The following is a 22684-nucleotide window of genomic DNA, read 5'->3' on the forward strand; positions in this document are numbered from 1 at the left end:
CCCTGTCCAGGGATGAGGGCTTTTTTTGTTGTTTTTAATGCTATTACATAATTTTAGGAGGCTGGTTAGAATGAAACAATTATCAGGTGCTGAAATACGCCGAATGTTTTTAGACTTCTTCAAGGAGAAAGGACACGCTGTTGAACCCAGCGCTTCCCTGGTTCCGCACGAAGACCCTTCTCTGCTCTGGATTAATAGTGGTGTCGCCACTCTGAAAAAATATTTTGATGGCCGCGTCATCCCTGAGAATCCAAGGATTACAAATGCCCAAAAATCCATCCGGACAAACGATATTGAAAATGTAGGCAAAACAGCAAGGCACCATACTTTTTTTGAAATGCTGGGCAATTTTTCAATTGGTGATTATTTTAAAGAAGAAGCCATCATTTGGGCTTGGGAGTTTTTGACTGATAAAAATTGGATTGGGTTTGAACAAGAAAAGCTATCTGTTACGATTCACCCCGAAGATGACGAAGCTTTCAAAATCTGGCGTGAAAAAGTGGGAGTTCCGGAAGAAAGAATTATACGCCTGGAAGGGAATTTCTGGGATATTGGAGAAGGCCCAAGCGGTCCAAATACAGAAATCTTCTATGATCGCGGACCTGAGTATGGAAATGACCCGGAAGATCCTGAATTATACCCCGGCGGTGAAAACGAGCGGTATTTAGAAGTTTGGAACCTTGTGTTTTCTGAATTTAACCATAATCCGGATGGCACCTATACGCCTCTTCCAAAGAAAAATATTGATACCGGGATGGGGCTTGAACGGATGGCATCTGTCGTTCAAAATGTGCCTACCAACTTTGATACAGATCTATTTATGCCAATTATCAGCGGAACAGAAGAAATCTCAGGCAAGAATTATGGAGCTTCTAAAGAAACGGATGTTGCATTTAAAGTTATTGCCGATCATATCCGCACAGTAGCATTTGCAGTGGGGGATGGTGCGCTTCCTTCCAATGAAGGACGGGGTTATGTATTAAGAAGATTGCTTCGCCGTGCAGTCAGATATGCCAAGCAAATCAATATAAATGAGCCATTCATGTATGATTTGGTGCCGGTAGTAGGGGAAATAATGCATGACTTCTATCCGGAAGTAAAAGAAAAAACAGACTTTATCCAAAAGGTAATCAAAAACGAAGAAGAACGTTTCCATGAAACACTTCATGAAGGTCTTGCCATCCTGTCTTCTGTTATTAAGAAAGAAAAGGAAAAAGGCAGTGTTACGATTCAGGGGGCAGATGTCTTCCGACTTTATGACACGTATGGATTCCCGGTAGAATTAACTGAAGAATATGCGGAAGAAGAAGGTATGAAGGTGGATCATGCCGGATTTGAAAAGGAAATGGAAGGACAGCGCGAGCGTGCACGTTCAGCGCGTCAGGATGTAGATTCCATGCAGGTCCAAGGCGGCGTATTAGGTGAGCTTAAAACTGAAAGCGAATTTGTTGGGTATGATAAGCTTCAGACAGAAGCTAAAGTAGCAGCCATCGTAAAAGACGGGCAGTTAATTAATGAAGCCCATGCTGGTGAAGAAGTCCAGCTGATTCTGAATGAAACACCATTTTACGCAGAGAGCGGCGGACAAATTGCGGACCAGGGAACTCTTGAAGCAGAGGGTTTAAAAGTTTCAATTAAGGATGTTCAAAAAGCGCCAAATGGACAAAACCTTCATAGAGCTGTCGTTGAAGAAGGAACGCTGAAGGCTGAAGCATCTGTACTGGCTTCTGTAAATGAGCAAATCCGTTCTAAGGTAATCAAGAATCACACTGCAACTCACTTGCTTCATCAGGCTTTAAAAGATGTACTGGGAAGCCATGTCAACCAGGCTGGATCCCTGGTAGGCCCTGATCGCCTTCGCTTTGACTTCTCTCATTTCGGGCAAATTACCTCTGAAGAACTTGAGAAGATTGAGGCTATTGTCAACGAACAAATATGGCAAAGCCTTGATGTTGATATCAATTTCAAAGATATTGACGAGGCAAAGGCAATGGGGGCTATGGCACTATTTGGTGAGAAATATGGCAAGATTGTCCGTGTTGTTCAGGTTGGGGATTACAGTCTTGAGCTTTGCGGCGGGTGTCATGTTCCGAACACTTCTTCTATCGGATTGTTTAAGATTCAATCGGAAAGCGGAATTGGGGCTGGAACACGCAGAATTGAAGCTGTAACAGGCGAGGCTGCATATAAGCTGATGAATGACCAGATTCATGTTCTAAAAGAAGCCTCAGGCAAATTAAAAACCAATCCAAAAGATTTGTCTGCAAGAATTGATGTGCTGCTTGGAGAAATGAAGCAGCTCCAGCGCGAAAACGAATCTTTAGCTGCAAAATTGGGCAATATTGAAGCAGGGAGCCTGGTATCAAAGGCAAAAGAAGTCAACGGCGTTACTGTTCTTGCTGAAAAGGTTCAGGCGTCAGACATGAATAATCTGCGCAATATGGCCGACGATTTAAAACAAAAACTCGGATCTGCAGTTGTGGTATTAGGCAGTGTAAATGAGGGTAAAGTGAATATTATAGCAGGGGTAACAGATGATCTGATCAAAAAAGGCTACCATGCGGGCAAAGCGGTCAAAGAAGTCGCTGCAAAATGCGGTGGCGGCGGTGGCGGCCGTCCGGATATGGCCCAGGCTGGCGGAAAAGACCCGGAAAAACTTGAAAGTGCTCTGCAATTTGTGGAAGAATGGGTTAAATCCGTTTGATATCCCTGAAAAGTAGTGTAAAATGAAGGTAACCAAGAGAGATTGTTCATCATCAGGAAGAAACAGCTTGTTCTTCACCATGTTTTCCTGTCAGGAACAAGATCATTTATTGATCGCTCTGTTTATTCAGGCGGCAGGCCAAACCGTTATGAAGAGCTGGATAAGCTGGCTGTTTACCGGATTTCAGGTCCGGCACATATAAGCTATCCTCATCCTTCATTCAGAAAAGCGAGGTGTAAGATATGAGCTCATTTGATAAAACAATGAGGTTCAATTTTCCTGAAGAACCAATCGAACAAGATGTGAATGAAGTTCTTTTTCAAGTTTATGGGGCCCTCCAGGAAAAAGGGTATAACCCTATTAACCAAATTGTCGGTTACTTGCTGTCCGGGGATCCAGCTTACATTCCCCGCCATAAGGATGCCCGCAATATCATCCGTAAACTTGAACGGGATGAGATCATCGAAGAATTGGTTAAATCATACTTAAAACAGCAGCGTGAGGGGTAAACATGCGGACTATGGGACTGGATGTCGGCTCTAAGACAGTCGGCGTCGCTCTGAGCGATGCGCTTGGGTGGACAGCGCAGGGCTTGGAAACCATCAAAATCAACGAGGAAGAAAAAGAGTTTGGTTTTGAAAGAATTAGTGAAATAATAAAAGAGCATGAAGTCAGTAAAATTGTTGTCGGCTTGCCTAAAAATATGAATGGAACCATTGGCCCCCGCGGTGAAGCAAGCCAGTTTTATGCTTCGGAGCTGGAAAAGCTATTTGGTCTTCCGGTCGTATTATGGGACGAGCGTCTCTCTACAATGGCAGCTGAAAGAGTTTTGCTTGAAGCGGATGTCAGCCGCAAGAAACGGAAAAAGGTCATTGATAAAATGGCAGCCGTCATGATTTTACAAGGCTTTTTAAATAGCCAAATTTAATGAGGTGAACAGAAATGAACCATGGAGATAACAACATTACTGTAATTGACGAGGAAGGCAACGAGCAGCTTTGTGAAGTATTGTTCACGTTTGATTCCGAAGAATTCGGCAAGTCATATGTCCTGTACTACCCAGTGGGAGCAGATGAAAATGATGATGAAGAAATTGAAATTCATGCATCTGCATTCAGCCCAAGCGAAGACAGCAAGGACGGCGAACTGCAGCCAATCGAAACAGAAGAGGAATGGGATTTAATTGAAGAAATGCTTAACACATTCCTTGATGAGCAAGAAGATTAATAAAACTGGCCCCCGGGCCAGTTTTTTATTTTTCTCCCCGATTTCTGATATAGGTTCAAAAGGCCTAAAATCATTAAAACCAAAAGTGAAAATCGTGGAAATTATTGGCGTTTCTTTTTGGTTTTTGTAATATCCTGCGACTTCCAAAAGAAAATATAGTATAATAAGCCGAGATGTATCAGGAAACAAAAATGATGATGCGAAGTTATACTTAGGCTTGTTGGCAAGAAAGCAAACTGGTTAATTTACTGGATAACATCATGCTATTAGCCTGTCTTTTGCAAAAGAAGCCAACGTCTTTGGAACGGAGGGGATATGTGATGTCGGCAGACGATAAAAAAGGAAAAAAAGAAATAATACGCGAAAAATTGATTGAGCGCCAAGGGGAAGCGAAAGTAGTCCGGAAAATTGTCATGATAGTTGCAATCATATTATTAATCTCAGCTGCTGCAGTAATTGGCGGCGGATATTTTTATATTAATTCAGCTTTAAAGCCTGTTGATCCCGACAATGATAAGCCAAAGAAAGTAGAAATACCAATCGGTTCATCTGTTACAGGAATCGGCACTGTTCTTGAAGAAAATGGAATTATCAGGGATGCGCGTGTCTTTAAATATTATGTGAAATTTAAAAATGAAGCTGGATTCATGGCAGGAGAATATGAATTGAAGCCTTCCATGAACATGAAAGAAATCCTGGATAGCTTGAAAACAGGTAAGGTTATGGAAGAAATGGCTTTTAAGATCACCATTCCGGAGGGAAAACAGCTTGAGCAAATCTCAGGAATTATTGCCGAAAAGACTGATAAAAAACCTGAAGACGTTTTGAAGAAACTCAATGATAAGGCTTTTATAGAGTCTTTAATGGCAGAATATCCTGAATTGCTGACAAAGGAAATCCTTGCAGAGAATATTAAGTATCCTCTTGAAGGATACTTATTCCCGGCAACCTATCCTTTTTACAAAGAAGATCCGACTATAGAGGAAATTGTCAAAGTTATGCTCGATAAAACGGCATCAGTTATTAAAGAGTATAGAGGCGACATGGAGCAGAGGGAATACACCCCGCACAAATTATTGACAATGGCATCGCTCATAGAGGAAGAAGCAACAGCGAAAGTAGACCGTGATCAGATTGCGAGTGTTTTCTACAATCGGATAGACACAGGAATGCCGCTGCAGACAGATCCAACTGTCCTGTATGCGCATGGAGAACATAAATCAAGGGTCCTATATAAAGACTTGGAGATTGACTCGCCATACAACACATATAAGTATCCTGGCTTGACGCCCGGACCAATCGCAAATGCAGGCGTTTCATCAATTGAAGCAGCATTGGTGCCGGCAGAGACAGAATACCTGTACTTCCTGGCAACATCTACAGGAGAAGTGCTTTTCTCAAAAACTCTGGATGAGCATAACCAAAAGAAAGCACAGCATATTACAAATAATTAGTCAGCAAAAAGGGGAATGTGCGATATAGCATTCCCCTTTTAATTATGGTAAAATAGATCAGGTGTTTTAATACAAGCTTTGCGATAGCGTAAATCACGGACAAGCATGGATATAGGCTAACTCAAGCCGGAATGCCAAACAGTGCATTTTCACATCCTATCTGTGAACGCTATTTTTTCATGTCTAAATAGAATAGCGGATAGGGACGACAAGATTAAGATGATTCCTGTAAGAAGGCATATTTTCTTCTGGAGGGAAACGGCTTAGACAGGAGCGTCCTGAGAGCCGCAGCTGGACAATAAAATTCCGTCTGATCGAGGTGATGCCAGCTTGATGAACGATAAGCTGCATGCATATATAGAGGAAATAATACCTGAAAGACCCCATCTGCTGAGCAAAATGGAGCAATACGCCAAAGAACATAATGTTCCGATCATGGAACTGGCAGGAATCGAGGCGATGCTTCAGCTTTTGCGCATCCAAAAGCCGAAAAGAATTTTAGAAGTAGGTACGGCAATTGGCTATTCTGCACTCAGAATGGCATTCGCAGTTCCTGAAGCGAAAATTGTTACAATTGAACGCGATGCGGAACGGTACCAGCTTGCCGAGCAATATATAGATGAAGCCCAAAAAAAGGAGCAAATCTTCATCATAAAGGGAGATGCACTGGAAGTTGAGGAGGACGTCAAAAAACACGGACCCTATGATGCAATTTTTATAGATGCAGCAAAGGGACAATATCAGCGGTTTTTTGAAATATATTCCCGCTGCCTCTCTAATGACGGTGTAATCATTACAGATAATGTCCTTTTTAAAGGACTTGTGTGTGAATCTGATATAGAAAATAAACGTATCCGGAATCTGGTTAAAAAAATTGATGTGTTTAATAAATGGTTAATGAGTCATCCTGAATATCACACAGTTATTTTGCCTGTTGGGGATGGCGTGGCAATTAGTAAAAAGAGGTGAAAATAATGAAAAAACCTGAACTGTTAGTAACACCCACAAGAGTTGAAGATATCGAGCAGCTTGTGTCGGCTGGTGCAGATGCCTTTGTTGTAGGTGAACAGCGTTATGGACTGAGGCTTGCAGGAGAGTTCACAAGGGAAGATGTGAAAAAAGCGGTGGAAATTGCCCAAAAGCATGGAAAAAAAGTGTTTGTGGCGATGAATGCTTTATTTCATAATGATAAAGTGCCTGAGCTTGAGGACTACATCAGTTTCTTAGAAGAAATAAATGCTGATGCTGTTATCTTCGGGGATCCTGCTGTATTAATGGCAGCCCGTTCCGCGGCCCCTGACATGAAGCTCCATTGGAATACCGAAACGACTGCAACAAACTGGTATACATGCAATTACTGGGGCAGAAAGGGTGCTAAACGCGCTGTTCTGGCAAGAGAGATTAATATGGATGCCATCATCGAAATAAAAGAAAATGCTGAAGTGGAAATTGAAGTGCAGGTTCATGGCATGACTGCAATGTTCCAGTCAAAGCGCTCCCTGCTTGGCAATTATTATGAGTACCAGGGAAAAGCCCTTGAAGTTGAAAACCGCAAACAGGAAAAGAATATGTTCCTTCACGATAAGGAACGGGAAAATAAATACCCGATCTTCGAAGATGAAAATGGCACTCATATCATGAGCCCTAATGACATCTGCATTATAGATGAACTGCAGGAGATGATTGAAGCAGGCGTTGATTCATTTAAAATTGATGGAGTATTAAAAAGCCCGGACTATATTATCGAAGTCACTAAACTCTACAGAAAAGCTATTGATCTATGTGTCGAAGACCCGGAACAATATGATGATATAAAAGATGGCCTTCTCGCTGAAATTGAAGAAATTCAGCCGGCGAACCGAAAGCTGGATACTGGGTTCTTCTTTAAAGAAACCGTCTACTGATGATTATATTATAAAGAAAGAGGAGGAAGCTTTATGGCAGCGGTAAAAGAGAAGATTTCCGAAATTGTCAACGGCAAAAGGGTTATTGTAAAGAAGCCTGAACTGCTTGCTCCGGCAGGAAACCTTGAAAAGCTGAAGATTGCCGTCCACTATGGTGCAGACGCCGTGTTCATCGGCGGACAGGAATATGGCCTCCGTTCGAACGCAGGCAACTTCACTTTTGAAGAAATGAAAGAAGGCGTGGAATACGCCAAAAAATACGGAGCTAAGATTTATGTCACAACCAACATTTTTGCGCATAACGAAAATATTGATGGTCTTGAGGAGTATTTGCTGGGCCTTAAAGAAGCAGGAGTAGCAGGAATCATTGTAGCAGATCCGCTTATCATTGAAACCTGCCGACGTGTTGCACCGGAGATAGAAGTCCATTTAAGCACGCAGCAATCCCTATCCAACTGGAAGGCAGTCGAGTTCTGGAAAGAAGAAGGCTTGGAGCGTGTCGTCCTTGCGCGTGAAACAAGTGCGGAGGAAATCAAAGAAATGAAGGAGAAGGTAGACATTGAAATTGAAACCTTCATCCACGGGGCAATGTGTATTGCCTACTCAGGACGCTGTACACTCAGCAATCATATGACAGCCCGTGATTCCAACAGGGGCGGCTGCTGTCAATCCTGCCGCTGGGATTATGACTTATACCAGCTTGAAGACGGGAATGAAGTTCCTTTATACAGCGAAGGAGATGCTCCTTTTGCTATTAGTCCGAAAGATCTTAAGCTGATTGAATCAATTCCCCGTATGATTGAACTGGGAATCGACAGCTTAAAAATAGAAGGACGCATGAAATCCATTCATTACATTGCAACAGTAGTCAGCGTATACCGTAAAGTCATTGATGCCTATTGTGCAGATCCAGATAACTTCAAGATTAAGCAGGAATGGCTTGAAGAGCTTGATAAGTGTGCAAACCGCGAAACAGCTCCCGCTTTCTTTGAAGGGGTTCCTGGGTATAAAGAGCAAATGTTTGGAAATCATAGCAAAAAGACGAATATCGATTTCGTCGGGCTTGTACTGGAATACAATCCGGATACAAAAATTGTTACCCTTCAGCAGAGAAACAAATTTCAGCCTGGAGAAGAAGTTGAATTCTTCGGTCCTGAAATTGACAATTTTACACAAGTCATCGATAAAATATGGGATGAAAAAGGCAATGAACTGGATGCAGCGCGCCATCCGCTTCAAATTGTTCAATTTAAGGTGGATAAGCCGGTATACCCTAACAACATGATGCGAAAGGAGCTCTAATCAATGAAACGCAAACCCGTTGTAATTGGGGTGGCCGGCGGTTCCGGCTCAGGAAAAACGAGCGTAACCAAAGCGATCTATGACCGTTTCAAAGGGCATTCAATCCTTATGATCGAACAGGACTATTATTATAAGGATCAAACTCATCTGCCTTTTGAAGAAAGATTGAAAACGAATTATGACCATCCGCTTGCATTTGATAACGATTTGCTAATTGAACATATTGAAAACCTGCTAAGATATGAACCGATTGACAAGCCTGTATATGATTATGCCATGCATACAAGGTCAGAAGAGGTAATTGAAGTCGAACCAAAAGATGTCATCATCTTAGAAGGCATTCTGATCCTTGAGGATGAGAGGCTCCGTAATCTGATGGATATGAAATTATATGTAGATACGGATGCCGACTTGCGTATTATCCGCCGCTTATTCAGGGATATAAAAGAACGGGGACGCACCATGGATTCCGTCATAGAACAATATGTAAATGTGGTACGGCCAATGCATAATCAATTTATTGAGCCGACCAAAAGATATGCTGACATCATTATCCCAGAAGGCGGGCATAATTATGTTGCCATAGATTTAATGGTCACAAAAATTCAAACAATTCTTGAACAAAAGTCATTTTTATGAAACAATAGCATTGAAAATGTTCTATAGGACTTATCCTTTTACCGAATGGCTGTGTTAAGATATGATGCTGATTCCAGCTTTAGTCCGTCAGTCAAAATCTTCCAGAGCCAGTCAACATAAAAAGATGATCTGCGCGCCCTTTAACAAAGGACGCGCTCCTGTTCATTTTCCTAAAAATATGATAAAAAGAAGTACATACATTATAGAACACATACTTTTAAAGAATGTGTAATTCGAAGGAGTGAAGGTTTTGGCTACAGAAAAGGTTTTCCCAATGACACAAGCAGGTAAAGAAAAACTTGAGCAGGAACTTGAATATTTAAAATCGGTTAAACGCAAAGAAGTGGTTGAACGTATAAAAATCGCAAGAAGCTTTGGAGATCTTTCCGAGAACTCAGAATATGATTCAGCGAAAGAAGAGCAGGCATTTGTTGAGGGCCGGATTACCACTCTTGAAAATATGATCCGCAATGCAAAGATAATCCAAGAGGAAGAAATGGCCGGAGATATTGTGGGACTTGGCCGCTCCGTTACTTTTGTAGAGCTTCCAGATGGAGACGAAGAAACTTACACCATCGTGGGAAGTGCAGAGGCAGATCCTTTTGAAGGAAAAATCTCAAATGATTCACCTATTGCAAAAAGCCTGATTGGCCGTACAGTTGGAGACGAAGTGACTGTTCAGACTCCTGGTGGAGAAATGAACGTACGCATTGTTTCCATTAAATAAGAATAGCTGGTTTGAAATCAGAAAACCTCGTCAAGACTTTTGACGAGGTGTTTTTTATGTGGAGAAAAAGAGCAGTTGGCTGGCTTATCGTTAGTTTCATGGTCCTTTGTTTTCTTATGGGCAGATTGATACAGCTGCAGCTTGTTTCAACAGAGCATTTTACAGGCAGAGAAATTAATCTATTGGAAGCGAGTGTCCGTCAGCGGTCCCAGGAGATGATTATTGATGCCGGGAGAGGAAACTTCCTGGATCGCAGCGGAAATCCAATGACATTTGAAAATAAATCTGTCCTTATATTATTCCCCTTCCTTGCAAGAATGGAGTGGGATATAAAGAAGATATCTGAAATTACGGGTGCTTCGGAGTATTCATTGCGACATTCAGTTGAGAATGCAAAAGAGCCGTTTGCCTTTGGAACCCCAGAGCCAATACAGTTGTCATTCGATCAGATGGAGGACATCAATGCATTGAAAATTCCGGGTGTCTTTGCTGTTGAGAAGAAATACAGCCGTTCTGAGAAACCTGCCTCTCAGCTAATTGGAATTACCGGGCAAAATCAGAATGTTTTGAATGAAAGGTATCCGGACAAAGATCTGTCTTCTGACACAATGATTGGCATTACCGGCATGGAGAAAAGCTTTGATGAGTTTCTGCTTCCTGAAGGGGCATCAAAACTTGTCTATCATGTGGATGGGACAGGCGGACCGCTGTTTGGGATTGATGTAAAATATGTTGAGCCAGCAAACCCCTTTTATCCGGTCAATATTAAAACAACCTTGGACTACGATTTGCAGATGATGGCCGAAAAATTGGCTGATCAGCATGGGATAAAAAAAGGGGGAGTTGCCCTCCTTGATATAGAGACTAATTCGGTTTTGGCAATGGTGTCGCGTCCATCCATTAATAAAGATAATCCTTTTGATGAAGAAAGCAGCGGGACAGTAAATCATATGATTAAACAGCAAATTATGGGATCGGTTTTTAAAACAGTGGTGGCAGCTGCGGCAATTGATCATGGTCTGGACGATCCACAAAGGCAATTTGACTGCAGCAGGAAAATTAACGGGGAGCCTGACCTTAAATACCAGCATGGGATGCTGAATTTTAATGATAGCTTTGCCAGAAGCTGCAATAATACATTTGCTACCATTGCTAAGGAGCTTAAAGATATAAATCCCGATCTTCTTGAGGAGTATGCAGAGAAACTTTCATTAACGGGTCCTGTAAGCTGGCAGGGGAATATTTATCATTTTAACGATTTCAAACAGCTTCAAGACGAAGAAAAAGGACGAGTGTTTTTGACTGAAGAGGCAAAAAAAGACAGTAATTTTGCAGGCCTGACAGGGATTGGGCAGCATGAAGTGAGAGCCACTCCGCTTGCTGTTGCCAACATGATGGCAACTATAGCAAGAGGAGGCGAAAAAGAAATGGTCCGGGTTGCTTCTGAAATAGAATATAAAAACAGTACATCTCTTATAGAATTCAAAAAGCAGAAGCTGGATGGAGATATTATTGCCCCTTATACTGCTATGAAGCTTCAAAGGCTGCTTAGGGAAGTAGTAATTAATGAAGATGGGACCGGCCGCTGGTTTAAAGAACTTCCATACGAAGTTGCAGGTAAATCGGGCACTGCAGAAACAGGCATAATGGCAGATGGAAAACAGCTTCACAATAAATGGTTTGCTGGTTATTTCCCTTATAAAAATCCAAAATATGCCCTTGTAGCGGTAAACCTGGAAGTTACTGAAGACACAGGAGGGGTAAATCCGCTTTTTGCTGATATTGTGAAAGAAATCTATAACAATAATCATAAAAAAGAAAATCCTCCATCTGACTCTGCAGACTCTTAAACAAATATGGTATAGTGTAACTTTCCGCATGCTGACGTCGTCCATTTAATTGCTGGCAGTACCTGAGTCCATAGGTTATTTCTTTTAAGATAACCTGATTCCATGTTAGAATGTTGACAGCCGCTGTTTGGGTAATAGCATATCTGTTTGCGGCAGGATTTATAATTTCTAATCATTTATTAATATTTTACCTGTAATCCGGACAGATTGGGGAGGAGAAAGCCTTGAAAGGGAATAGTAGAGAATCCCGTTTTGGGAAAAGGGAAAAAAGAAAAAAAACAAACGTCATTTTAAATAGCCTTATTGCACTTGTTATTATCTTGATTATCTTTGTTTCTGCAAAAATATTCTTTGGCGGAAATAATGACCAGGCATTGCCTGCAGATGAACAGACCGCGTCTGAAAATAACTCCAAACAGAATGAAAAGAGCGAGGATAATCAAAACAAAGAAGCAGAGGAAGATAAAGACAATGTAGATAAAGATTCCGAGGAAGATGAAAAAGAGGCAGAAGAGAATGAAGCCGATGAAAATGAAGAAGAAGAGGAATCTGATGAAGCAAAAGAACAAGTTGTAACAGAAGGCGGAAGTGCGCCTGATGTGGAAAAAACGATCGAAAATCCAGCATGGAAACCAGTCGGTACATCTCAATCCGGAGAACATACTGTTGTTTATGATCAAAATTCTGCTGATTGGCAGGAAATGCTCAATGCCATTACCTATGCTACTGGAGTTGATCAGGGCAATATGACTGTATGGTTTCTTGGCAATAATGGGCCAAACAGCTCTGTCGGGACAATTTCCACAAAGGATCAGAGCGAAAAGTACCGTGTCTATATAGACTGGGTTGACGGTGAAGGCTGGAAGCCATCCAAAGTAGAAGTATTAAATGAAATCAATTAATAAGGACGCCTTGGCGTCCTTATTTTTTTACCTTATAGTGTACCATCGCCGAGTAATAAGTTCTTCCATTCTCATCAAGATGCATTTGATGGGAAACGTGATGTACAGATAAAAGGATTGCTTTATTATGCTCAATCTGTGCACTTATTTTCTTTTCAAGCTCTTTTACATCAGGAGCCTCATAGAACTCAACTTTATCTTCTATCAAATCGAACTGAAAATTCATTGTGATTCCCTTCCTTTCAATACAGTTTTATAATATTTATTTTATGGGGTCCATTTTAGTCTGGCAACTTTCTAATCTGGAAGGGGTATATATGGATAGATTTTCGAATATGGCAAACATCCCGTCTAAGGTGGTAGAATAGATTTTGAATACTGCATATGGGCATTCTAATCCTGATGAATGCAATCAAAAGCTTAGAAAAATGAGAAAGAGGTTTTATAATGAAAATAGCTATTATTGGAGCAATGGAAGAGGAAGTAACATTACTTAGAGATAAAATAGAAGATAAGAGCCAGGAAACGATCGCCGGGTGCGAGTATACAGCAGGGAAAATGAATGGCGCGGAAGTGGTGCTTCTCCGTTCAGGCATAGGCAAAGTAAACGCAGCCATGTCCTCTGCTATTCTTTTGGAGAGATATAAGCCGGATTATGTAATCAATACCGGTTCTGCTGGAGGCTTTAATCCTGAATTGAATGTGGGCGATACGGTAATCTCAACAGAGGTTAGGCATCATGATGTAGACGTTACCGCTTTTGGCTACGAATATGGCCAGGTGCCGCAATTGCCGCCTGCTTTTGAAGCAGACGGCAGTCTGGTGCAGATCGCTGAAGCGTGTGCAAAGGAAATCGGGGATATCCAGGTTGTCAGAGGGTTAATTGCAACAGGTGATTCCTTCATGAATGATCCCGCAAGAGTGGATTATATTCGTGATAAATTTACAGACCTGCAGGCAGTAGAAATGGAAGCAGCGGCGGTGGCACAGGTGGCCCATCAATTTCAGACTCCTTTTGTTGTCATTCGTGCACTCTCTGATATTGCTGGAAAAGAATCCGATGTTTCATTTGAGCAATTTTTGGAGAAGGCGGCACTTCATTCCGCTACGCTGGTAATGAAGATTGTGGATGCCCTAAGCAATAATAAAAGATAGCGACGTCATACTGGACGGCTTTCCATCATGGGGAGCCGTCTTTTCTTAATTTGGAGGTTTTCCCTCGCTTACATTATTTACATAACCTTCACTTCTGCCATATATGTTAAAGTAGGATTATAGTCTTAATAGATCTATTCCATAGAAGGTGATAATAAATGAAGAATGAAGCAAAGCATTTATTTGAAAAAATGGTGGATTTCAAGCGTTTTGCAATTTCTATGCTTGCTGTCGGATCATTTTTTTACATTGGTTTGATTATCCCTGACACTGCAAATACAGTTTCTGATTTATATATAATGGCTGGATCTTCTTCAGCTTTCCTGCTTGGCTCAATCCTTTTCTTCCTCTTTTCAAAACGATGCCGAAGTAAATTGAATGAAACGGATGAAGGCCAGGAATACCTAATGAGAAAATAAATAAAATGAACGTCCGGATTTCCGGGCGTTTTTTTTAAAATATAAAAAATATAATAAAAATGATCAAAAAAGGTTTACAAACTATATAATTGTGGATATAATTACCAATGTAAGTGAAAATATTCTAAAAAGGAGGTCGAATGAAATGATGTTAAAGGCAATTGTAGTAGAAGCACAGTTAAATAAATATTTTACAAATTCGACCTACATGGAATGGATCGCTTAGATTTGCTTAATTGACATTACATATCCATGCCGCAGGGAGAATTGTGCCCTGCGGTTTTTTATGCCTTATGGCCAGGCCGCTGGGAGTGTATCTCTTTGCGGCTTTTTTGTGCCTTCAGGCTGGATATGAACGAGGAGGTGGAATATCTAATGACATTAAATATATTCTTTTTGACAGTCACGATTAAAAAACGTCAATTATCAGCAGAAGATGTTGTTCGTGAACAAATGGCTAAAAAAATTATCGATCAAAACCGTGATCGTCAATTCTCTATTTACCGTCCATTTTAATTTCAGTGATAAAAATTAGGAAAGGTGGTTTGCTAAATGTTTTACATTTTACAAGGACGTCAGGCAATTTTCTGGGTGGAGAAAGATTCCACCTAACGAAGCTGTAACCGGTTAGGAGGGATGGTGCATGTCTTTGCATATTTTAATTTTAACTCTTAAATTCCGCAAAAAAAGGAACTGATCCACTTGATCCGGATTAACAGTATGTTCACATTCCTCTTCTTTTCTGAAGCAAAAACCATGTTACATTAAAGAAAATAAGGAATTTTATAGGGGTGTGAAGGATGTTCTGGATCGTAATGGGATTGGTTGTGTGCGCCACTATCGGCTGCATCATATCGGCTGAGGTGAGCGTAACAGAGTAATTTGCAATAAAACAAAAAGGACTGACTTTTGGGATTGAAAAGTCAGTCCTTTTTGTTTGGGAAAATCCAGAGAAATAAAACGATTCCAGAAACTGCAAGCAATATCAGCAAGGTCTTTAAAGAAAAACCTTCGAAAATAAATTTGGCAACGCTGTCAAGCAGAACAATAAAAAAAACGAGAGCTAAAATAATTCTCTGGGCATTCAAATTTCAAAACCTCTTTCTTCCAAAGCTATGTATTAGGGATACCAGCGATAATTATTTAGTACATGAATGATTATATCTTATTATCATGACAGAAAGCTTGTCTAATTGCAGAGAAAATGAAGAACGAAATATTTTCTGAAGAAAATATCTCTATTGGACAGACAAAAACAACTCCATCCATACATAGGAATTAGTTATAGACATTTTTGAACGCATTCTAAGCGGGGGTGGAACGATGTCCGGTATTTTAACTGCACTCGGGTTTTTGGTTAAGGAGATTGTGTTTCTTGTATCTTATGTAAAAAATAATGCATTTCCTCAACCGCTGTCTCCTGCAGATGAAAAGAAATACCTGCGATTGATGGCTGCTGGCGATGCGCATGCGCGTAATATGCTTATTGAACATAATCTAAGACTGGTCGCCCATATTGTTAAGAAATTCGAAAACACAGGCGAGGACTCTGAAGATCTGATATCAATAGGGACAATCGGACTGATAAAGGCAATCGAGAGCTATTCGGAAGGAAAAGGCACAAAGCTTGCCACGTATGCAGCCCGCTGTATTGAAAATGAGATACTTATGCACTTGCGTGCACTGAAGAAGACGAAAAAAGATGTATCCCTTCATGATCCCATCGGGCAGGACAAAGAAGGGAATGAAATATCCCTTATTGACGTTCTTAAGTCGGAATCTGAGGATGTTATTAATACGATTCAGTTAAATATGGAGCTTGAAAAAGTGAAGGAGTATGTTGATGTTTTAGATGACAGAGAAAAAGAAGTAATTGTGGGAAGGTTCGGGCTTGACCTGCAAAAAGAAAAAACACAAAGAGAAATTGCCAAGGAGCTTGGAATCTCAAGAAGTTACGTCTCCCGGATTGAAAAGAGGGCACTGATGAAAATGTTCCATGAGTTTTATCGGGCGGAAAAAGAAAAAAGGAAAAATAACAGTTAAAGGGACAGTTCTACTGTCCCTTTGGTTATTCTATTCTTCCATTTTTTAATAAAAGCTGCCAGTTCACACCGCTGTCTGCGGATTCATATAAATCCTTGAGATAGGTTGAAATAGCAAGCCTTCCCTTAGATTTATTATCGGCAGAAATGTATGTAATAGGGTTGTCATAGCTGAGAAAAGGAATTTTGATTTGTGAGTTTTCCATCGTTTTAAGATCGATTTTGCTCATCTGAACCTTTTCCTGATCTGCATACGCGTAGTACAGGTTATTTTCCGTGAAAGTGAGAGCTGTAGCCATCATTGGCTCAGATACTAATTTCACGGTTTCACCTTTATCCTGTGATAAGAAGATGCCGCTTCTTGTGGACATGGCCATTATTTCCGGATGAGTTGGATGTGCCGCAATCATACCAAGTGTGTCGGCCTCAAGCCCGTTTAAGCTGACTGGATCCCATGTTTTTCCTGTGTCCTGTGATCGGTAGACACCTGCTTCAAGCTCGTCGCTTTTTTCCTGATTGATCATATAGATAATATTTGTTTCATAGCCGGCAGCCAAAAAAGGAAAGGAACTTGTTCCGCTAAAAGCCAGGTTCTTGAAGGAAGCTCCTTTATCAGTGCTTTTCACAATGCCAAGAGGGTTTTTTATGACAGAGTTCTTATCGGGATGGCCGCTGACAATAAATCCATCTTTGACTGCCTGAAAACCCATGTAGTCATGGTTAGCGGAAGTGGCCTCATGCCAAATGCCTTCTTTAAAAAACTTTAAGCCATCGCTGGATGATAGGTAGAGTCCAGTATCATTTCCCGGGTATCCGATTCCTTGGATATGGTCGATTTGCTGAGCTGATGCCTCAATAATAGAATAGTCAGCCTCTTCTAAAGTACTTGAAGGTTCTTCAGCAGTTTTTTTACTTTGCTCTTCTTCAGCAGTACAGCCAGCTGCGAGCAATAACAGGAGAACTGCCAAAATCGTTCTGCCTTGTTTCATTCATTTCACTCCAATTCATATCAGTTCAATGGTTATGATCATTATCGATGTCATTATATAGTATTTCAGCTTAAAATAAAAAACCCTTGCCTGTGGAAGGGTTCATATAAATTGCTCCGTGTTCCGTGTTAAGAGTGAAGAAAAAACTTATTCCGTTCCTCTTTTTTGAAATCGGAAAGGTGTTTAGTCACTTTGCCGTATCCCTTGCAGGCAGGGCAGGATTTCTTTATGAATTTACATGCTCTAATGCTGCCTGTGCCTTTGCATATCTTGCAGATTGAGATAATCTTCATTTAACACTCCTCCCATAAAATTCCTTCTAGTATATTCTATGAACTATTCTAATAGCGGTGCTAAGAAATTACCGATTTTTCACCGTTATTTTAGTGCAAAAGCCTAAACGCTGGTCCTTTAATTACATATCTTAGTAATAGAAGGCGAAGGGAGGTAAAGGATATGCCTTATGGTTATGGCGGTTATCCCGTTCCCCCTCCTTATCCATGCGGTTATTATGGAGGCGGAGGATTCTGGCTTGCCCTCGTCGTTGTATTGCTGATCCTGCTGCTTGTATTTGGAGGATTTGCATACTATGGCGGAGGCTATTTCAGGTAGATGTAACCAGCAGTTGGCTCATACCTCAGGGTGTGGGCTTCTTTTTTATATAGAGTATTTTATAGAAATTTCGGAAAAATCACGGTATAATATTTCTGTAATCGAAATTTTTATGGGGGGATCATATGACTGTAACAGCCTATTCGTCAGTATGGGATTTGAATGTCTTTTTTAAGGGTGGAAGCGACTCAGCAGAATTTGATCAGCATTTACAGGAGACAAGAAAGCATATTGATTCATTTTTTAATCAAATACATAAATGGCAGCCTGTTAATTCAGCTGAAGATGCAGCTGAAATAAGTGAAATCATTGAGCTTTTCCAGCAGACAGCAAGAAAAGTGCGACAGGCTGGTGCTTTTGTAAGCTGTCTTCAGGCCCAGAATACCGGGGATAAGAAAGCGAAAGACCTTAGAGGGGCAACTACGGAACTTAGTGCAGCTTTTCAAAACGCTTTAACTGTATTTGATCAAAAGCTTGCAAGTATAGAACAAAGTTCTTGGGAGCAAATTATAAATGATAATTTATTAAATGAACTATCATTTGTATTAAACGAACGACGCGAAAATGCCTCAGAAAGACTTCCGCAAGAGGAAGAAACTGTCATAAATGCCCTTTCTGTTGATGGTTACCACGGATGGGGCCAGATGTATGACGTAATAGTAGGAAATTTAAAAATTCCTTACACTGAAGATGGCGAGATAAAGCAGCTTTCAGTTGGACAGGCTGCTAATAAGTTTTCAAGTCCTGACAGAACTTTGCGCAGGGAAGTTTTTGATAACTGGGAAAAATCATGGAACGGCCAGTCTGACTATTTATCTAAAACTTTAAATCATTTAGCCGGTTTTAGATTAAATGTTTATAAATTAAGAGGCTGGAATGACTTCCTCAAAGAACCTCTGGACATAAACAGGATGAAAAAAGAAACTCTGGATACAATGTGGGATGTAATCTCCAGAAATAAAGCACCTCTAGTTAAATATTTGGAGAGAAAAGCTGAGCTTCTAGGCTTAGAAAAATTAAGCTGGTATGACCTGGATGCCCCGCTCTCCAAGTCAGAAACAAAATTAACCTATCAGCAGGGTGCTGACTTTATCCTTGAGCAGTTTGCTCACTTTGGAGAAGAAATGACTGCCTTTTCTAAAAAAGCGTTTGAAGAAAAATGGATTGAAGCAGAAGATCGTCCAGGAAAGGCGCCTGGCGGATTCCATACCTACTTCCCTGAAAGCAGCCAATCAAGGATCTTTATGACATACTCAGGGACACCATCCAATGTTTCAACCCTGGCACATGAACTGGGGCATGGTTTTCATACATACGCAATGAGGGATCTTCATTTGCTTAATCGAAACTATGCCATGAATGTTGCTGAGACAGCTTCTACTTTTGCAGAAATGATTGTCTCTGATGCAGCAGTGAAAAATGCAGGATCAGAAGAAGAGAAACTGGCGCTTTTAGAAGATAAAGTGCAAAGGTCTGTTGCGCTGCTAATGAATATACATGCACGATTCCTGTTTGAAACACGATTCTATGAAGAAAGAAAACGGGGTAATGTAAGTGCGGACCGTCTGAATGAAATCATGACGGGTGCCCAAAAAGAAGCTTATGGCAGCGCCCTTGATGAGTATCATCCATCTTTCTGGGCTTCAAAGCTCCATTTCTTTATTACTGGCGTGCCGTTTTATAATTTCCCATATACTTTCGGATATTTGTTCTCGCTTGGAATCTATGCACAGGCTCTTAAAGAAGGAAAAGGGTATGAAGAAAAATATATAGCATTATTGAAGGATACAGCATCGATGACAGTCGAAGATTTGGCTATGAAGCATTTAAATGCCGATTTAACAAAACCTGAGTTCTGGGAAAGTGCCGTTCAATTATGCATGGACGATGTGGAAGAGTTCCTGGCATTAACAGCAAACTAATAAAAATAGAAGCCGCGCTCTTTTGAGCACGGCTCTTTTTACACTTTTTTCAGCCTGAAAGGGCTTATCATTAAAATGGAAAGTGTCAACATGATAAAGAGAAATAATGGCGAAGGCCAATATGGAACTGCGAGAAAGCATAAAGTGGCCAGACAGCCGGCAGCCGTTATCGGCAAGCCTGTAAAATAGCTATTATTTTCACAGATGTTAAAACGGGCCAGCCGCAAAGCTCCACATCCGATATATAGAGCAGTTAAGAAGGCTCCTGGTGCCCCAAAATCATAAAGGACGCCTATGTATAGGAGCAGTGCAGGAGCAACGCCAAAAGAAATAATATCACTCATGGAATCCAGCTGTTTTCCTAAATCCGATTCAATATTCATTTTTCTTGCTGCCATCCCATCAAAACGGTCAGCAAGAGCTGCGATAAAGATCAGCAGCACACTCAATTTCAAATTATCATTAATAGAAAATAAAATAGCAAAGCACCCTAAGAACAGGTTAGACAGAGTTAAGATATTGGCTGTCTGTGCCTTTAGCTTCTTAATGGTTAAGTCAAGAACATCCTGTAAAAACATGTCAAACACTCCTTGCACCTGGGAATCACAGCTTGCAGACTATAAGAAGTTTTTTCTTATGGGCAATGTGTTAAAATTTACTGATAATTGGGAATTATATGGAAGGGAAAATAATATGTAAACCACAGTATTTCAAGAAAGCCAAAAATAAAAAAAGCGTCAAATCTGAGGAAGTCTATGGCAAACTTAGTTTTATATGTTATATAATAATATTTTATTCTATGCTTTTTATGCCTGTTCGTAAAGAACATATTTTTTAGGGGGCATGTCATTTGTTAAAACCTGTATATCGCCTGCTGATTGAATTGACAAATGGAAGATGGACATCCGGGATGCTGCAGAAATTTGCTAAATCAAATTTGAGCAGGCGGGTCATTCCATCTTTTACAAGGATTTATAATATAAATGAGAGTGAAATGGAAAAAAACCTCCATGAATATCCAACACTTCATGAGTTTTTCATTAGAAGGCTAAAAGAAGGTGCAAGAGTAACAGATGTGAGCCCTGACTCGGCAGTAAGCCCGGTAGATGCGGTAATCGAAGATGTTGGGAGCATCCGTGAGGATCGTATGATTACAGTAAAAGGAAAAAACTATTCAATCTCTGAGATGCTGGGTGAAAATAAAGCAGGAAAATATGCGGGCGGCACTTATATGATCTTTTATTTAAGTCCGAGCCATTATCATAGGATACACAGCCCGGTCACTGGAAAGGTAGCAGATCAATGGATTCTTGGGCTGAAATCTTTTCCGGTCAACAAATGGGGATTAAAATATGGAAGAGATACACTTTCCAAAAATTATCGGAGCATAACTGAAGTGAGACATGGTGATGCAGCAATTGCGATTGTGAAGGTTGGCGCTATGTTTGTAAATTCCATTGAGCTTACTCATGAAGGGGATAGGCTTGAAAAAGGAAAGGAAATGGCCTATTTTACGTTTGGCTCTACTGTCATTCTCCTATTTGAGCAAGGGAAATTCGAACTAGAAAAGTCAATCAGGACTCCTGCTCACATTAAAGTAGGGGAGCGGATTGGAACTCTAATGTGAATGTGTGGGCCATTTATTACGGTTTTTAAGGAATACGGAGAATAAAAAAAGCCCTATTAAGGGCTTGTCCATTTTTAAGAAGTAACTTTTATTCTGTTTGATAGTGAGCGACGGTGGATTTCTGTTTCGATTAAACGAATGAAGTCTTTGCTAAGCTGCAGTTCCTTTGCTTTATAATATGATTCGATTAGTAATTCATCTGACAGTTTACGCATTCCTGTCCCACCTCCAGGTACTTAATATTTCAGTTCTAAAAGAATTATTTTATACATATAATGTAAGATTTTATGTTGTACCCCTACTCTAGCAAAATTAAACGATTAGAACAACTGTTCTCTTATCCACAGGAAACCGTGGATAACCTGTGATTATTTTGTTTATAAAAAGGGAAAAAGTATAGAAATCATATTGGATTATGTGCATAAAGTTATCCACAGGGTGGAAGAGTAGTTGGTTTTTGTCGAAAAATTTTTATTTTAAGCATAAATCACGCCTATTCCATGGAAATTTACTGAGTTTTGAGTGTCTTTCCCCATTTTGTGGAATCGTATAAAATAGAACAGCTGGATTGTGTCCGCCAGTTTTTCTTTTGAAAGAGCGGATGAAATTGGATATGATGGAATCGGTGTTTTTCTATAGTGAAAACTCTGCTGAAGCTATTTATTAATAAAGCCCGGGAGCTATTTGAGGGCTATTGTTGGACCATACGATAAATGATTGAGGTGTAAATATAGTGTTAAAGCATTTTTTGCCTGATCAGCATGTTAAAAGTATATTTGAAATTACTCCCCACAGTTTACAGGAAAAGGGAGTTAAAGGAATTATCACGGACCTGGATAATACATTAGTCGAATGGGACAGGCCAAATGCAACGCCGAAGCTGATTAGCTGGTTTGAAGAAATGAAGCAAAGCAACATCAAGGTTACCATTGTGTCAAATAATAATGAAAATCGGGTTAAGGCTTTTTCCGACCCTCTTGAAATTCCATTTATTTACCAGGCTAGAAAGCCAATGGGCAGGGCCTTCCTAAGAGCTCTATCAGAGATGGGTCTGAGAAAAGAAGAAACAGTTGTGAGTGGTGATATATAAATTTAAAAGGGGAGAAGTGCAAATGAATGAAAAGGTAAAACGATTTTTATTAGCGAGTCCATCCAATTTTAAGATTGTTGGATTTATGGTTGGAATCCCAGAAGTAAATGTCCTTACAG

General features: G+C 40.4%; 24 protein-coding genes and 1 pseudogene. 21 read left to right on the forward strand and 4 right to left on the reverse strand.

What is annotated here, in order from left to right:
* The first annotated feature begins 70 nt into the window (after window positions 1-70).
* The 13 genes from alaS to ACEQ1T_RS14265 all read left to right on the forward strand — a co-directional run bounded on the left by alaS (window position 71) and on the right by ACEQ1T_RS14265 (window position 12709).
* The gene (gene alaS / locus ACEQ1T_RS14205; protein ID WP_370223441.1) at window positions 71-2704 is read left to right on the forward strand and encodes an alanine--tRNA ligase; all 2634 of its coding nucleotides are present in this window, start codon (window positions 71-73) and stop codon (window positions 2702-2704) included.
* Between the two features lie 42 nt (window positions 2705-2746).
* Window positions 2747-2950, forward strand: coding sequence for a hypothetical protein (locus tag ACEQ1T_RS14210; RefSeq protein WP_206838871.1), 204 nt, complete (start codon window positions 2747-2749; stop codon window positions 2948-2950).
* On the forward strand, window positions 2947-3213 hold the full coding sequence (locus tag ACEQ1T_RS14215; protein WP_009333061.1) for an IreB family regulatory phosphoprotein: 267 nt from the start codon (window positions 2947-2949) through the stop codon (window positions 3211-3213). Before ACEQ1T_RS14210 ends, ACEQ1T_RS14215 begins: the two co-directional genes overlap by 4 nt.
* Window positions 3214-3215: 2 nt before the next feature.
* The gene (gene ruvX / locus ACEQ1T_RS14220) at window positions 3216-3632 is read left to right on the forward strand and encodes a Holliday junction resolvase RuvX (protein ID WP_206838870.1); all 417 of its coding nucleotides are present in this window, start codon (window positions 3216-3218) and stop codon (window positions 3630-3632) included.
* 14 nt (window positions 3633-3646) lie between these two features.
* Window positions 3647-3931 (forward strand): DUF1292 domain-containing protein, encoded by a 285-nt coding sequence (locus tag ACEQ1T_RS14225; protein WP_009333059.1) that lies wholly within the window; start codon window positions 3647-3649, stop codon window positions 3929-3931.
* A 320-nt stretch (window positions 3932-4251) separates the two neighbouring features.
* Window positions 4252-5385 (forward strand): endolytic transglycosylase MltG, encoded by a 1134-nt coding sequence (gene mltG, locus ACEQ1T_RS14230; protein WP_370223443.1) that lies wholly within the window; start codon window positions 4252-4254, stop codon window positions 5383-5385.
* Window positions 5386-5718: 333 nt separating this feature from the next.
* Window positions 5719-6354, forward strand: a complete 636-nt coding sequence (locus ACEQ1T_RS14235; RefSeq protein WP_370223455.1) for an O-methyltransferase — start codon at window positions 5719-5721, stop codon at window positions 6352-6354.
* A 5-nt stretch (window positions 6355-6359) separates the two neighbouring features.
* Window positions 6360-7289: a peptidase U32 family protein gene (locus tag ACEQ1T_RS14240; protein WP_206838866.1), complete on the forward strand. Its 930-nt coding sequence runs from the start codon at window positions 6360-6362 to the stop codon at window positions 7287-7289.
* Between the two features lie 33 nt (window positions 7290-7322).
* Window positions 7323-8591, forward strand: coding sequence for a U32 family peptidase (locus tag ACEQ1T_RS14245; RefSeq protein ID WP_370223445.1), 1269 nt, complete (start codon window positions 7323-7325; stop codon window positions 8589-8591).
* 3 nt (window positions 8592-8594) lie between these two features.
* Entirely contained in the window at window positions 8595-9230 is a 636-nt protein-coding gene (gene udk / locus ACEQ1T_RS14250) for a uridine kinase (RefSeq protein ID WP_206838862.1), read from the forward strand.
* A 250-nt stretch (window positions 9231-9480) separates the two neighbouring features.
* Entirely contained in the window at window positions 9481-9957 is a 477-nt protein-coding gene (greA, locus tag ACEQ1T_RS14255) for a transcription elongation factor GreA (RefSeq protein ID WP_009333053.1), read from the forward strand.
* 56 nt (window positions 9958-10013) lie between these two features.
* Complete coding sequence (locus tag ACEQ1T_RS14260; protein ID WP_206838861.1) at window positions 10014-11807, forward strand: penicillin-binding protein 2; 1794 nt, start codon at window positions 10014-10016, stop codon at window positions 11805-11807.
* Window positions 11808-12031: 224 nt separating this feature from the next.
* On the forward strand, window positions 12032-12709 hold the full coding sequence (locus ACEQ1T_RS14265; protein WP_370223446.1) for a YrrS family protein: 678 nt from the start codon (window positions 12032-12034) through the stop codon (window positions 12707-12709).
* Between the two features lie 19 nt (window positions 12710-12728).
* Here ACEQ1T_RS14265 and ACEQ1T_RS14270 read toward each other — a convergent pair whose 3' ends face one another.
* The gene (locus ACEQ1T_RS14270; RefSeq protein ID WP_206838856.1) at window positions 12729-12935 is read right to left on the reverse strand and encodes a YrzA family protein; all 207 of its coding nucleotides are present in this window, start codon (window positions 12933-12935) and stop codon (window positions 12729-12731) included.
* A 221-nt stretch (window positions 12936-13156) separates the two neighbouring features.
* On the opposite strand from ACEQ1T_RS14270, the gene mtnN reads away from it, so the two are divergent.
* From mtnN to sigK, 4 genes are all read left to right on the forward strand, one after another.
* A complete protein-coding gene (gene mtnN / locus ACEQ1T_RS14275) occupies window positions 13157-13864 on the forward strand; it encodes a 5'-methylthioadenosine/S-adenosylhomocysteine nucleosidase (RefSeq protein WP_206838854.1) in 708 nt (235 codons plus the stop codon).
* A gap of 158 nt (window positions 13865-14022) precedes the next feature.
* On the forward strand, window positions 14023-14283 hold the full coding sequence (locus tag ACEQ1T_RS14280) for a YrhC family protein (RefSeq protein ID WP_206838852.1): 261 nt from the start codon (window positions 14023-14025) through the stop codon (window positions 14281-14283).
* A 321-nt stretch (window positions 14284-14604) separates the two neighbouring features.
* Window positions 14605-14799 carry a YrzI family small protein gene (locus ACEQ1T_RS14285; RefSeq protein ID WP_244671131.1) on the forward strand — a complete coding sequence of 65 codons (195 nt, stop codon included), beginning with the start codon at window positions 14605-14607 and terminating at the stop codon, window positions 14797-14799.
* Window positions 14800-15606: 807 nt separating this feature from the next.
* Window positions 15607-16326 carry an RNA polymerase sporulation sigma factor SigK gene (sigK, locus tag ACEQ1T_RS14290; protein ID WP_206838850.1) on the forward strand — a complete coding sequence of 240 codons (720 nt, stop codon included), beginning with the start codon at window positions 15607-15609 and terminating at the stop codon, window positions 16324-16326.
* A gap of 25 nt (window positions 16327-16351) precedes the next feature.
* Here sigK and ACEQ1T_RS14295 read toward each other — a convergent pair whose 3' ends face one another.
* Entirely contained in the window at window positions 16352-17314 is a 963-nt protein-coding gene (locus tag ACEQ1T_RS14295) for a F510_1955 family glycosylhydrolase (protein WP_370223448.1), read from the reverse strand.
* A 456-nt stretch (window positions 17315-17770) separates the two neighbouring features.
* On the opposite strand from ACEQ1T_RS14295, the gene ACEQ1T_RS14300 reads away from it, so the two are divergent.
* Together ACEQ1T_RS14300 and ACEQ1T_RS14305 are read left to right on the forward strand one after the other, a co-directional pair.
* A complete protein-coding gene (locus ACEQ1T_RS14300; protein ID WP_009333045.1) occupies window positions 17771-17926 on the forward strand; it encodes a hypothetical protein in 156 nt (51 codons plus the stop codon).
* Between the two features lie 125 nt (window positions 17927-18051).
* Window positions 18052-19848: a M3 family oligoendopeptidase gene (locus ACEQ1T_RS14305; RefSeq protein WP_370223449.1), complete on the forward strand. Its 1797-nt coding sequence runs from the start codon at window positions 18052-18054 to the stop codon at window positions 19846-19848.
* A gap of 38 nt (window positions 19849-19886) precedes the next feature.
* Here the strand turns inward: ACEQ1T_RS14305 and pssA are convergent, their stop codons facing one another.
* Complete coding sequence (pssA, locus tag ACEQ1T_RS14310; RefSeq protein WP_370223450.1) at window positions 19887-20426, reverse strand: CDP-diacylglycerol--serine O-phosphatidyltransferase; 540 nt, start codon at window positions 20424-20426, stop codon at window positions 19887-19889.
* A 272-nt stretch (window positions 20427-20698) separates the two neighbouring features.
* Here pssA and ACEQ1T_RS14315 point away from each other — a divergent pair, with 272 nt between their 5' ends.
* Window positions 20699-21475 carry a phosphatidylserine decarboxylase gene (locus ACEQ1T_RS14315; protein WP_370223451.1) on the forward strand — a complete coding sequence of 259 codons (777 nt, stop codon included), beginning with the start codon at window positions 20699-20701 and terminating at the stop codon, window positions 21473-21475.
* Between the two features lie 74 nt (window positions 21476-21549).
* On the opposite strand, the gene ACEQ1T_RS14320 is transcribed toward ACEQ1T_RS14315, so the two are convergent.
* The gene (locus ACEQ1T_RS14320; RefSeq protein WP_035331211.1) at window positions 21550-21690 is read right to left on the reverse strand and encodes a sporulation histidine kinase inhibitor Sda; all 141 of its coding nucleotides are present in this window, start codon (window positions 21688-21690) and stop codon (window positions 21550-21552) included.
* Window positions 21691-22205: 515 nt separating this feature from the next.
* Here ACEQ1T_RS14320 and ACEQ1T_RS14325 point away from each other — a divergent pair.
* Window positions 22206-22559 (forward strand): annotated as a pseudogene (locus tag ACEQ1T_RS14325) (YqeG family HAD IIIA-type phosphatase); the annotation flags it as partial.
* Window positions 22560-22684 lie beyond the last annotated feature (125 nt).

Source organism: Cytobacillus sp., assembly GCF_964223445.1.
Classification (GTDB): domain Bacteria; phylum Bacillota; class Bacilli; order Bacillales; family Cytobacillaceae; genus Cytobacillus.